Source organism: Calidithermus terrae, from assembly GCF_003574345.1.
GTDB classification, from domain to species: Bacteria; Deinococcota; Deinococci; order Deinococcales; family Thermaceae; genus Calidithermus; species Calidithermus chliarophilus.
This window is the reverse complement of record NZ_QXDL01000124.1, coordinates 1-12134: the sequence shown is the minus strand read 5'-3', so window position 1 is coordinate 12134 and position 12134 is coordinate 1. Positions and strand designations below refer to the sequence as shown.

Annotated in this window: 13 protein-coding genes; 8 read left to right on the top strand and 5 right to left on the bottom strand. The window is 68.7% G+C overall.

The window, feature by feature from the left end:
- Nucleotides 1-679 (bottom strand): hypothetical protein (locus Mterra_RS13785; protein WP_218022937.1); only part of this gene is annotated, 679 nt, incomplete at its 3' end.
- Nucleotides 680-884: 205 nt separating this feature from the next.
- On the opposite strand from Mterra_RS13785, the gene Mterra_RS13780 reads away from it, so the two are divergent.
- Entirely contained in the window at nt 885-1313 is a 429-nt protein-coding gene (locus Mterra_RS13780; RefSeq protein WP_147372789.1) for a hypothetical protein, read from the top strand.
- Here the strand turns inward: Mterra_RS13780 and Mterra_RS13775 are convergent.
- Entirely contained in the window at nt 1310-1807 is a 498-nt protein-coding gene (locus Mterra_RS13775) for a DinB family protein (RefSeq protein WP_119315695.1), read from the bottom strand. The two genes, Mterra_RS13780 and Mterra_RS13775, sit on opposite strands and share 4 nt — an antisense overlap.
- A 119-nt stretch (nt 1808-1926) precedes the next feature.
- On the opposite strand from Mterra_RS13775, the gene Mterra_RS13770 reads away from it, so the two are divergent.
- The 5 genes from Mterra_RS13770 (at nt 1927) to Mterra_RS13750 (ending at nt 7691) form a co-directional block, all read left to right on the top strand.
- Nucleotides 1927-3264: an aminotransferase class III-fold pyridoxal phosphate-dependent enzyme gene (locus Mterra_RS13770; RefSeq protein ID WP_119315694.1), complete on the top strand. Its 1338-nt coding sequence runs from the start codon at nt 1927-1929 to the stop codon at nt 3262-3264.
- A 209-nt stretch (nt 3265-3473) separates the two neighbouring features.
- Entirely contained in the window at nt 3474-3899 is a 426-nt protein-coding gene (locus tag Mterra_RS13765; RefSeq protein ID WP_119315693.1) for a bacteriohemerythrin, read from the top strand.
- A 158-nt stretch (nt 3900-4057) separates the two neighbouring features.
- The gene (locus tag Mterra_RS13760) at nt 4058-5575 is read left to right on the top strand and encodes a CoA-acylating methylmalonate-semialdehyde dehydrogenase (protein WP_119315692.1); all 1518 of its coding nucleotides are present in this window, start codon (nt 4058-4060) and stop codon (nt 5573-5575) included.
- Nucleotides 5576-5927: 352 nt separating this feature from the next.
- On the top strand, nt 5928-6593 hold the full coding sequence (can, locus tag Mterra_RS13755; protein ID WP_119315691.1) for a carbonate dehydratase: 666 nt from the start codon (nt 5928-5930) through the stop codon (nt 6591-6593).
- 21 nt (nt 6594-6614) lie between these two features.
- Complete coding sequence (locus tag Mterra_RS13750) at nt 6615-7691, top strand: quinone-dependent dihydroorotate dehydrogenase (protein ID WP_119315690.1); 1077 nt, start codon at nt 6615-6617, stop codon at nt 7689-7691.
- A gap of 73 nt (nt 7692-7764) precedes the next feature.
- Here Mterra_RS13750 and Mterra_RS13745 read toward each other — a convergent pair whose 3' ends face one another.
- From Mterra_RS13745 to pyrR, 3 genes are read right to left on the bottom strand one after another with little or no spacing between them, the layout of a single operon-like run.
- Nucleotides 7765-9081, bottom strand: a complete 1317-nt coding sequence (locus Mterra_RS13745; RefSeq protein WP_119315689.1) for a dihydroorotase — start codon at nt 9079-9081, stop codon at nt 7765-7767.
- Between the two features lie 15 nt (nt 9082-9096).
- Nucleotides 9097-10044: an aspartate carbamoyltransferase catalytic subunit gene (locus Mterra_RS13740; RefSeq protein ID WP_245971633.1), complete on the bottom strand. Its 948-nt coding sequence runs from the start codon at nt 10042-10044 to the stop codon at nt 9097-9099.
- Complete coding sequence (gene pyrR, locus Mterra_RS13735) at nt 10029-10568, bottom strand: bifunctional pyr operon transcriptional regulator/uracil phosphoribosyltransferase PyrR (protein WP_027893530.1); 540 nt, start codon at nt 10566-10568, stop codon at nt 10029-10031. The genes Mterra_RS13740 and pyrR overlap by 16 nt, the downstream gene beginning before the upstream one ends.
- Before the next feature lie 247 nt (nt 10569-10815).
- Between pyrR and Mterra_RS13730 the strand changes: the two genes are divergently transcribed.
- The gene (locus Mterra_RS13730; protein WP_119315688.1) at nt 10816-11523 is read left to right on the top strand and encodes a hypothetical protein; all 708 of its coding nucleotides are present in this window, start codon (nt 10816-10818) and stop codon (nt 11521-11523) included.
- Between the two features lie 253 nt (nt 11524-11776).
- On the top strand, nt 11777-12134 hold a 358-nt coding region (locus tag Mterra_RS13725; RefSeq protein ID WP_119315687.1), incomplete at its 3' end, for a metallophosphoesterase family protein.

Sequence of the window (12134 nt, the reverse complement as noted above, 5' to 3'; positions counted from 1 at the left end):
GCGGGGCGGGTGGGGCGGTTTCTTCCTTCGGTTGCTGGGGCTGGGCTCGAGGTTGGGCCTGTGGGGCGGTCGTAGCCGTTCCTGCCGTTTCCTCTCCCTCTTGCCCCTGAGCCCAGCTTGGCAGGCTCCGGAAGGGCTCCATGGGGGTGAGGGGCTCGAGCCGCAGCCCCTCCAGCACCACGTCGTCGGTTTCCCCGTTCTCCTCGCTGTCCCGTTCGCCCCGCACCCGGCGGAACTCGCCGACGGAGAGGGTGTTGTCGGGGTTGTAGCGCCCGTGGAACTTGGCGGAGTTGGCGGTGCCCTCGAGGTGGAAACTGCCGTCTTGGAGCAACTTGCCCCTGAGCGGCCACTGCCGGGCCGTGCCCTGGCTTTGGGGGGTGCGTACCCAGTACAGGCCCCACAGCGTGCCGTCGGCCAGGCGGTAGAGGGTGAGGAAGAGTTCGAAGCCGCGGAGGGAGGCTTTGTAGGTGCGGGTCCAGGGTTCGCCGCCTTTCCTGGCCTGCTGGTGCCGGTTCTGCCAGTACGCCACCTCCCGCTCGGCTCGCCCCGGGTCTGGGGGACGGGCGGGGAGGGGGGCGGGTTCCGGGGCAGCATCGGGAATGGCGACGGGTTCAGGCTTGATCTGGGCGAAAGGGGGAGAGTGCGCAGGTTCTTCCTCGAGCCACGGCCGTGAAGACATGGAACCAGTATAATCACATGCCTGGATGTGCGGCAGAAAATGAAGATTGGGTTTTATGTAAGGTGGGTGCTGCGTGAACGGGCTACAAGACCAGGGAATTCGACCGCTGTCCGCCGGCATAGGGCTAAGGCTGCTGGTAGCGATCATCAAGGCTGAGGCCAGTCGGCCTTTCGGGGAACGCGACCTCGAGCCCCGGCTCCCCCCCATGAGCCAAACGCTGGCGGAAGACACCGCCCTGGCCCGCCTTTGCGAGGCGCTGGGCCTGGGGGCTTTCGAGCGGAACGTCCTTCTGCTGTGCGCGGGGGCCGAGCTGGAGCCCGACTTCCTGCCGGCGTGTGCCCAGGCTTGTGGGCTGGCGGAGTCGCGCTACCCGAGTTTCGGCCTGGCCTTCGCGCTGTTCGGGGATGGCATTGTCCACGCACAGGCGATGACACCCTCCGCGCCCCTGCGGCGCTGGGGGCTCATCGAGATCCATCTTTATAGCCCACCCGGGCGCACGTCTATGCAGGATCGAGGGAAGGTGCAAGTTTTGAGGTATTCGTCATCGCGGTGGCCCGCCAAAGCCGCCACCCCGACTACTGGCTTCGCCGGCGGGTTGAGCCAGGCCGGGAGGAGAAGGCTCAGCTTCGGCTAGCCCTGGCCGCCGGTGCCCGACTTCCACATCCACCGGCCCCACAAGCCCTGCATCGCCACCTCTTCGGGCAGCTTCAGGCCCGCCTGCTTGAGGGCCAGGGCGACGGAGCCCCGGTGGTGCGACTCGTGCGAGATGAGGTAGCCCATGAAGCGCACGGGGTTGCCCTCGAAGCCGCGCACCTTGGCCCCGCCCCCCAGGGCTTGCTCGAGGAAGGCCCGCACCTCTTCCCCCGACCGCGCTATGCCTTCCCGCACGTCCTCGGGCAGCTCGAGGGTGCGCCTGTTGGGGAACTTGCCCGTGCGGTGGTACTGCACCCAGCCCAGCCGCACCGAGACGGTGTGGTTGAACTGCTCGAGCACTGTGCGCCCCCGCGACCTCAGCGGCACCGCCTCGAAGCCGGCGGGGGAGATGGCGTCGAAGAGGGCGAGGTGGATGCCGTTGTGGACCTCCCAGGTCGTCAGGACGTGGCGGATCAGGGGCTCGCCGTTTTGCATAAGGCATACTATGCCCTCCTAATTTCGCCGGGCAAGCACCCCGGCTTTTACACACTGTCCATTGCGTCCCCTCGCCTCCCGGGGCTACCATTGGGGGAACAAAGGCACAGGAGGTCCTTATGGAACGCCCCTCGTCGGAAGTCATCCAGGAGAACCGCGATTACACCCTCTTCTCCTGGTCGGTGCAGAGCACTTCGAACCCCATCCACATGACCAAGGCTCAGGGGGTGTGGTTCTGGGACGGCGACGGCAACAAGTGGCTCGACTTCAGCTCGCAGCTCATCAACATCAACGTGGGGCACCAGCACCCGAAAGTGCTCGAGGCCATCAAGAAGCAGGTCGATGAGCTCTGCTTCGCCGGGCCCTCCTTCGCCACCGAGCCGCGCGGGAAGCTGGGCAAGAAGCTGGCCGAGGTCACGGGGCTCGCCAAGAGCTTCTTCACGCTGGGCGGGGCCGAGGCCAACGAGAACGCCATGAAGATGGCGCGGCTCTATACGGGGCGCGACAAGATCATCACCCGCTACCGCTCCTACCACGGCGCGACCATGGGCTCCATGACCGCCTCCGGCGACCCCCGCCGCTGGCCGGTGGAGCCGGGCATCCCCGGCATCGTGCGGGTCTTCGACCCCTACTGCTACCGCTGCCCCTTCGGCAAGACCCCCGACTCCTGCCGCCGCGAGTGCGTGAGCCACATCGAAGAGGTCATCCAGATGGAGGGCCCGCACACCGTCGCGGCCATCCTGGTGGAGGGCATCACCGGCTCCAACGGGCTCTTGGTCCCCCCCGACGACTACTACCCCAAGCTGCGGGCGCTGTGCGACAAGTACGGCATCCTGCTCATCACCGACGAGGTGATGTCGGGCTTCGGGCGCACCGGCAAGTGGCTCTCCACCCAGCACTACGGCGTCAAGCCCGACATCGTGACCTGCGCCAAGGGCCTCACCAGCGGCTACATGCCTTTGGGTGCGGTGATCGTGAGCCAGGAGATCGCCGACTACTTCGAGAAGAACATGCTCTGGGGCGGCCTGACCTACAGCGGCCACCCGGTGAGCTGCGCCGCCGCCGTCGCCAACCTCTCGGTCTACGAGGAGGAGCACCTCTTCGAGAACACCGAGGCGCAGGGGCGCTACCTCGCCGAGCGCCTCGAGGCGATGAAGCGCAAGTACGCCTGCGTGGGCGACGTGCGCTACAAAGGGCTCTTCAGCGTGCTCGAGCTCGTGCGCGACAAGGCCACCAAGGAGCCCCTGGCCCCCTTCAACGGCACCAGCCCCGAGATGCAGAAGCTGGTGGGGCACGTCAAGTCCAAGCACGTCTACGCCTTCAGCCGCTTCAACATGCTGTGGGTCTGCCCGCCCCTGGTGATCAACCAGGAGGAGCTCGAGCACGGCCTCGGCGTCATCGAGGAGGGCCTGGCGCTCGTGGACCAGATGCTGGGGACGCCCGTAGCGGCCGATTGAGCGGCCGGACAACCCTCCAGAACGGCGTTATACCGGCTTCACAAAGCTACGCTTCAAATCCGTCAGGGGTACATCTTCGTGAAGCCCAGGGCACTCCCTTCGGCCGGGGTGGATAGCCTCCCATCGGCAGACGATCCACCCAAACCGGGTATTACCGGGGACATTCCTCCCCGGTATTTTCGTCACACTCGCGTCGTCGGAGCGTGACTATGGCGATCGAGTGGAACACGAGCTATGAGACCGGCGAACCCCGCATCGACGAGCAGCACCGCAACCTCGTCGGCTACGTCAACCGCCTCGAGCGCCTGCTCGAGTCCACCCCGCCCGGCAGCCCCGCCGACCGCGAGGAGGTGGACAACCTCTTGGTGTTCTTAGAGAGCTACGTCAACACCCACTTCGCCTACGAGGAGCTGTGCATGACGCTGCGGGGCTGCCCCGTCGCCCGCAAGAACAAGGAGGCGCACGACCGCTTCCTGGCGCTCTACGCCGAGTTCACCCAGCAGCACAAAGCGCGCGGAGGGGCCAGCGTCGAGATGCTGCGCGAACTGCACGCGACGCTGAAGAACTGGCTGGTGGGGCACATCTGCAACATCGACGTGCAATTGCGCGGCCGTACCCCCGCCGGCTCGGCCTGAGGCCGGCCAACCCCGCACGAAGGCGCCCGGCAGCCCGCCGGGCGTTCGTCTGGACACACTGTCCATTGCGCCGCCCCACCGCGGGTTCTACCATGAGGCAACTCGAGCACCCACCAACCCTACCTTCACCCACAAGCCTGAGCACCCAGGAGGTCGAAATGGCAGTCAGAGAACCTGAAGTCGGCATCAAGCGCGTGTCGCATTGGATCGGCGGGAAAGTCGTGGAGGGGAACTCCGGGCGCAGCGGGGTGGTGTGGAACCCGGCCACCGGGGCCCAGCAGGCCGCCGTGGACTTCGCCAGCGTGGCGGAGGTGGACCACGCCGTCGCCGTCGCCAAGGAGGCCTTCAAGAGCTGGCGCCAGACCCCCCTCTCGCGGCGCGCCGAGATCATGTTCAAGTTCCGCGAGCTCATCGACGCCAACCGCAAGAAGATCGCCGAGCTCATCACCCTCGAGCACGGCAAGACCCTCCCCGACGCCCTGGGCGAGGTGGCCCGCGGCCTGGAGAACGTCGAGTTCGCCTGCGGCATCCCCAACCTGCTCAAGGGCGGCTACTCCGAACAGGCCAGCCGCGGCATCGACGTGTACCAGATCCGCCAGCCCCTGGGCGTGGTGGCGGGCATCACCCCCTTCAACTTCCCCGCGATGGTGCCGATGTGGATGTTCGCCAACGCCATCGCCTGCGGCAACGCCTTCGTGCTCAAGCCCTCCGAGAAGGACCCCTCGGCCAGCATGTACCTCGCCGAGCTGCTCCAGCAGGCGGGCCTGCCCGACGGCGTGTTCAACGTGGTGCACGGGGACAAGGTGGCCGTGGACCGGCTCTTGGAGCACCCCGACGTCAAGGCCGTGAGCTTCGTGGGCTCGACCCCCATCGCCAAGTACATCTACGAGACCGGCACCAAGAACGGCAAGCGCGTGCAGGCGCTGGGCGGGGCGAAGAACCACATGGTCGTGCTCCCCGACGCCGACGTCAACATGGCCGCCGACGCCGCGGTCTCGGCCGCCTACGGATCGGCGGGCGAGCGCTGCATGGCGATCTCGGTCGTGGTGGCGGTGGGCGACGTGGCCGACCCCCTGATCGAGGCCATCAGGGAGCGCATGCCCAAGATCAAGGTGGGGCCGGGCCTCGAGGACGGCAACGAGATGGGCCCCCTCATCTCCAAGGAGCACCGCGACAAGGTGGCCTCCTACGTGGAGAACGCCCCCAGGGAGGGCGCTACGGTGGTGGTGGACGGCCGCCAGGACGCGGTGAGCCAGCGCGAAGGCTTCTTCCTGGGCACCTCGCTGCTCGACAACGTGCAGCCGGGCATGAAGTGCTACGACGACGAGATCTTCGGGCCGGTGCTGGGCGTGGTGCGGGTCAAGACCTACGAGGAGGCCCTCAAGCTCGTCAACGAGCACCCCTACGGAAACGGCACCGCCATCTTCACCCGCGACGGCGGCGCGGCCCGCCAGTTCCAGTTCGACGTGGAGGCGGGCATGGTGGGCATCAACGTGCCCATCCCCGTCCCCGTGGCCTACTACAGCTTCGGCGGCTGGAAGGCCAGCCTCTTCGGCGACCTGCACATGTACGGCCCCGAGGGCGTGCAGTTCTACACCCGCGCCAAGGTGGTCACCAGCCGCTGGCCCGACCCCAGCACCTCCAAGGTGGACCTGGGCTTCCCGCAGGTGCGGTAGGGCTCGAGGCCCCCCAGGCCCTCCCCAAGAAGGGAGGGCCTGCGTTATTGGTTTGAGCGAGGTACGGCCCGGACGAACACCGCCGGCGCCCCATCCGGTCAGAACCACCCGCGGGCACCTCCTCGACAACCCCGCCCAGCCTCGACCGGTTTAAGCACCTCTCCAAAGAACCGGGATTGTCCGCGTGGCGGAGGGCGGCGGCGGGCGCTCTCTTCGCCGGCCGCCGGGGAGGAGTGTGCCCGGGGGTCTTTGGTTTGATGATCATCTCTTTGAACCCGCCATGACGTAGGTTTGTCGTCTGCCGGAGCCCTCGGGACACCCTTCCCTTAGGCGGGGAGCTTAGAATGGCCGCGTGAGTTCGCTCGAAAGCCTGTTCGAGAACAACCGCCGCTGGGCAGCCCGGATCCGGCAGAAAGACCCGGAATTCTTCCTCAAGCTCTCGAGCCAGCAGAGCCCGGAGTATCTCTGGATCGGCTGCTCGGACAGCCGGGTCCCGGCCAACGAGATCGTGGGCCTCCTGCCCGGCGAGCTGTTCGTGCACCGCAACGTCGCCAACGTGGTGGTGTGCAGCGACCTCAACTGCCTGTCGGTGATGCAGTACGCGGTGGACGTGCTCAAGGTGCGGCACGTCATCGTGTGCGGGCACTACGGCTGCGGCGGGGTGCGGGCGGCGCTGCTGGGGATGCGCCTGGGCCTGGTCGATAACTGGCTGGGGCACGTGCAAGACGTGCTCCAGAAGCACCGCGAGCTGGTGCTGGCCCTCCCGAGCGAGGCCGAGCGGGTCGATCGGTTGTGCGAGCTCAACGTGATCGAACAGGTCGCGCACGTCTGCCGCACCACGATCATCCAGGACGCCTGGGCCCGGGGGCAGCGGGTGACCGTGCACGGCTGGATCTACGGCCTCTCGGACGGGCACCTGCGCACCCTGCGCGTCGGGGTCAGCCACCCCGGCGACCTCGAGCTCACCTACCACCGGGCGATCACCAACCTGGGCGTGCGGGCTTTGCCCAACGCCTGAGCCGAAGGGTATCCTGGCCGCGTGTATTCGCTGGTCAAACCCTTGCTCTTCCGGCAGGACCCCGAGGCCGTTCACGACCGGGTGATGCGGTGGCTGGCCTGGAGCGGCCAGCGCCCGGCGGCGCTCGGCCTGATCTCGGCCTGCTGCGCGCTGCGGGACCGGCGGCTCGAGGTCGAGTGCCTGGGCCTGAGGTTCCCCAACCCCCTCGGCCTGGCGGCCGGGCTCGACAAGAACGCCCGGGCCGTGCCCGTCTGGCCCGCGCTGGGCTTCGGCTTCGCCGAGATCGGCAGCGTGACCGCGCTGCCCCAGCCCGGCAACGACAAGCCCCGCCTCTTCCGCCTCCCCGAGGACCAGGCCCTCATCAACCGCATGGGCTTCAACAACGAGGGGGCCGAGGCGGTGGCGCGGCGGCTGGCGGCGCTGCCCCGGCAAGGGGGCTTGCTCAGGGCTCCGCTGGGGATCAACTTGGGCAAGTCCAAGGTGACGCCGCTCGAGCAGGCCCCCCAGGACTACCTGCAGAGCCTGGGCAAGCTCTGGCCCTACGGCGACTACTTCGTCATCAACGTCAGCTCGCCCAACACGCCGGGCCTGCGGGCGCTGCAAGAGGGCGAGCGGCTGGAGGAACTGCTGGCGGCGGTGGGGGGCTTCGCCAGGGCCCAGCCGCAGCCCAAGCCCCTCCTGCTCAAGATCGCCCCCGACCTCACCTGGGCCCAGATCGACGAGATTTTGGAGCTGGTGGACCGCCACCCCGTCGCCGGGCTGATCGCCACCAACACCACCGTCGGCCGCGAGGGGCTCACCTCGGCCACCCTCGAGGGCGGCGGGCTGTCGGGGAGGCCGCTGGCGGCGCGCTCGCTCGAGGTGCTCAAGTACCTGACCCAAGAGCTCAAGGTGCGCATCCCCGTGATCTCGGTGGGCGGCATCTTCAGCGCCGAAGACGTGATCGAGCGGCTGCGGGCCGGGGCCAGCCTGGTGCAGCTCTACACCGGCTTCATCTACGAGGGCCCGATGCTGCCGCGCCGGATCAACCGGGGGCTGCTGGCCTACCTCGAGCGGGAGGGGCTCGAGCGCGTCCAGGACCTTATCGGCAAGAGGTAGGGGCACCCACGGGGGGTGCCCTACGACCGGCGTCTCGCGTTTTGCGCCTGGCCTACACCTACACCGTGTGGCTTCAAGCCCCCACGCCCAGGCGCTCGTGCGCCCAGGCCACGCGCCCTTCCACCAGCGTCATCACCGGCCAGCCCCGCAGCTCCCAGCCCGCCCAGGGGCTGAACTTGGCCTTGGAGGCGAACTCGGCGGGGTTCACCGCCCGCTCGCCGTGGGGGTCGAAGAGCATCAGGCTGGCCTCGGCGCCGGCCTCGAGGCGGACGGGGGAGAGGCCCAGCACCCGGCGGGCGCCGTCGGTGAAGCGCTCGAGCAGCGTGGGCAGCGGGAAGCCGCGCCCCAGCACCAGCTCGGTGTAGAGCAGCGGCCAGGCTACCTCGATGTTGGCGATGCCGAAGGGGGCGCGCAGCAAGTCCTGCTCCTTCTCGGCCGGGGTGTGGGGGGCGTGGTCGGTGCCGACGCAGTCGATGGTGCCCTCGAGCAGCCCCGCCACCAGCGCCTCGGCGTCGCCCTGGGTGCGCAGCGGGGGCGCGACCTTGTAGACGGGGTCGAGGCTTTCCAGGGCGGCGTCGGTGAGGGTGAGGTGGTGCGGCCCGACCTCGGTGGTCACGGGCAGCCCCTCGGCCTTGGCCTGGCGGATGAGCTCGAGGCCCCGCCGGGTCGAGAGGTGCTGGACGTGCAAAAGGGTCGGGGGCTGTTGGCCCTCCCTACGGGACATCACGTAGCGCACGATCTCGAGGTCCCGGGCGATGCGGGCGGCCTCCGCCGCCGCCGGGTTGCCGGGGAGGCCCAGCCGGTAGGAGAGGGGGCCCTCGTTCATCACCCCGCCCCGGCGCAGCCCCGCGTCCTCGGCGTGGACCGAGACCACCAGGCCCCAGCTCGCCGCGTAGCTCAGGCCCAGCGCCAGCACGCCCGCGTCCTCGTTGGTGCGCCCGTCGTCGGTGAGCATGATGGCCCCGGCCTCCTTCAAGAGCCGGGCCTCGGTGAGGAGCTTGCCCTCCTGGCCCTGGGTGAGGGCTGCCGCCGGGTACAGCCGGGCGTAGCCCAGGTTGCGGGCCTTCTCGACCAGCGCCATCACCGCCTCGGGGGTGTCCACCGGGGGCGTGGTGTTGGGCATGGAGACCACGTCGGTGTAGCCCCCGCGCAGCGCGGCCAGCAGGCCCGTCGCCAGCTCCTCCTTGACCTCCTGCCCCGGCTCGCGCAGGTGGGCGTGAGGGTCGCACAGCCCCGGCGTGAGCACCAGTCCCTCGGCGTCGAGCACGCGCTCCGCGTCGCCGCCCTCGAGCCCCAGGATCTTCCCCTCGCCGACCAGCACGTCGGCCTTGCCGTGTTCGCCCCGGCTGTCCAGCAGCCGGACGTTCTTGATGAGCAGTTCACCCTTCATCAGCTTTCCCTCGCGTTATCTACGCCCCACCAGCAGGTGGTAGAGCACCGCCATCCGCACCGCCTGCCCGTTGGCGACCTGCCGCTCCACCAGGCTGCGCTCCGACTCGGCCAGGGTGCCCTCGAGCTCGAGGTCGCGGTTCATGGGGCCGGGGTGCAGCAGGGGCGCCGTGGGCTTGGCCCAGCCCAGCCGCTCGCGGGTGATCTGGTAGCCGGCGATGTACTCGGGCTCGCTCGGCAGCAGGCCCTTGTCCATGCGCTCCTTCTGCAGGCGCAGCGCCATCACCGCGTCGGCGTCCTGCAGGGCCTCGCGCAGGTCGGTGGTGAGGCGGGCCTTGGGCAACTCGCCCGGCAGCAGGGTCGCGGGGCCGCACAGCCAGACCTCGGCGCCCAGCATGGGCAGCAGCTCGGCGTTGGAGCGGGCCACGCGGGAGTGCAGGATGTCGCCCACCACGGCGATCTTCTTGCCCTCGAGGGTTCCCAGGCGCTCGAGCAGGCTGAAGGCGTCGAGCAGGGCCTGGGTGGGGTGGGCCCGCCAGCCGTCGCCCGCGTTGATCACGGGCTTGCCCAGCCACCTCACGGCCTGGTGGGGCACCCCGGCGGCGTCCACCCGGATCACGTAGGCGTCGATGCCCATGGCGTCGAGGGTCAGCAGGGTGTCCTTGTAGCTCTCGCCCTTGGCCATCGAGGAGGTCGCGCCGCTGAAGCTCAGCACGTCGGCCGACATGCGCCGCGCGGCGAGCTCGAAGGAGAGTCGGGTGCGGGTGGAGTTCTCGAAGAAGACGGTGGCGACGGTGAAGCCGGTGAGGGCCGGGACCTTCTTCACGGGGCGCTCGAGCACCTCCTGCATCATGCGGGCGGTCTCGAAGAGGCTTTCGACCTGCGCCCGGCTCCAGCCCTGGAAGTCGAGGAGGTGTTTGGGTTTTTCGGTGCTCTGCTCCATCGCGATCACTCCAGCTCCCATAGCTCGACCGCCTCCTCCCCGTCGGTTTCCTGCACCTTCACCTTGACCACCTCGCTCTTGGAGGTGGGCAGGTTCTTGCCTACGAAGTCGGCCCGGATGGGCAGCTCGCGGTGCCCCCGGTCCACCAGCACCGCCAGGTAGATGCGGCTGGGGCGGCCCAGGTCGATGAGCGCGTCGAGCGCCGCCCGCGCGGTGCGCCCGGTGAAGAGCACGTCGTCCACGAGCACCACCGCCTTGCCGGAGAGGTCGAAGGGGATGCGGGTCTCGCGCACCTTGGGCTGCAAGCCGATCTCGGTGAGGTCGTCGCGGTAGAGGGTGATGTCGAGGATGCCCATGGGCACCTCGACCCCCTCGAACTGCCGCACCAGCTCGCGCAGGCGCTCGGCCAGGGTGATGCCCCGGGTGTGGATGCCCACGAAGCACAGCCGGTCGGTGCCCTTGTTCTTCTCCACCACCTCGTGGGCGATGCGGGTGAGGGCACGGCGGATCTCGTCGGCGCTGAGGATGCGGGACTTGAAGTTCAAGGCGACCTCCGGGCTACAAAAAAAACGCACCCCAGGGGTGCGTGCGGCTTCGGGTTGTGGCCTACTCGTTCCACTTTTTCCTCCTTTCCAGCCTCACGGGACTGGCCTTAAAGGTCTGGTCCAGGGTACGCCGCCCCCCGCGCTCCCGTCAAGCGGCCGGGATTTTATTCCGGCCGCCCTTCAGATATGCTTTAGTCACGGCGTAGATTATGCTGCGGGTGCATATAATTGCGCTGCCTCACGGCCTATGCGACTCCCCAGCCCCACTCGAGAGTTCCCCGCCTCCTCGCTGCTGCTCAACTACCGCCCGGTGCTGAGCGGGCGCATCGTGCTGCCGCGCATCGGCCGCCCGGTGGCCGAGATGATCCTCAAGGCCAGCCCCACCGCCACCAGGCCCGAGCCGGGCCAGCCGGTGGTGCTCGACCTCGAGTACGGCCCCGAGTTCTGCATGAGCGTGCTGTCGGTGCTCGAGGACCAGGGCCTGTGGCGGCTTCGGCTGGTAGGGGGCACCGGCGGGCTCTCGCGCCACGTCGAGGCCAAGCACTACGGCCGGGCGCGCGCCGCCGAGGTCATCGAAGACCTGCTGGCCGAGGTGGGCGAGCGCGCGGGCAACGTCGAGAGCAGCGTGGTGCTGCCCAACTGGCTCCGCCAGGAGGGGCTGGCCTACCAGGCCCTCGAGGCGCTGATGGTCAACCTCAACAAGACCTGGCGCATGGACAACAAGGGCCTGGTGTGGGTGGGCGAGGAGACCTGGCCCGTCTACGCCGAAAAGGTCCCGCTGGCCGAGTACTACGTCCACCAGGCCAAAGTCCGGCTCGAGGGCCTCCAACCCTGCCTGACCCCCGGCGTCGAACTCTTCGCCCACGGCCCCGGCTTCGACGGCAAGGTAGGCCGGGTCGAGCGCGTAATCCACCACTTCGGGCTCGAGTCGTACACGGAAGCGTTGTGTTGGTGAGGGGAAACAGTAAGCCGTCAGCAGGAGGCCAGTAGCTCGTGGCCTGCGGTAAAGGCGCCCCACCCCAACCCTCCCCGCACGCAGGGAGGGTTTATCCCCCTAACCCCCCTTGCTAAGGGGGGAACAAGGCGTCTTGCGTCTCGCGTACGACGTAGGACGTACGACGTACGACGCACGACGCACGACGTACGACCCACCCCCGGCGTTCACCCAGCTTTCTGCCCACGCCTGTATGGAGTAACCTAATACGGCAATGCGGATTCTGCACACCGCCGATTGGCACCTGGGCAAGCTTCTCAAGGGCACCGAGCGCACGGCCGAGATCGCGGCGGCGCTCGAGGAGCTGCTCAGGCTCGTCCGTTCCGAGCGCATCGACTTGGTCGTGGTCTCGGGCGACCTCTTCGACCGGCCGCAGGTGACCACCGAGGCCGAGGGGGCCGCCTTCAGCTTCTTCTACCGCCTGCAGGAGATGAAGGTCCCGGCCCTCGTCATCGCCGGGAACCACGACTCGAGGGACCGCCTCGAGGCCCTCTCGCCCCTGCTCTCGCTCGCCGGGGCCACCGTTCGCGGGGAGGTCAAGCTGGCCGGGCGGGGCGGCGTCGTCGAGATGG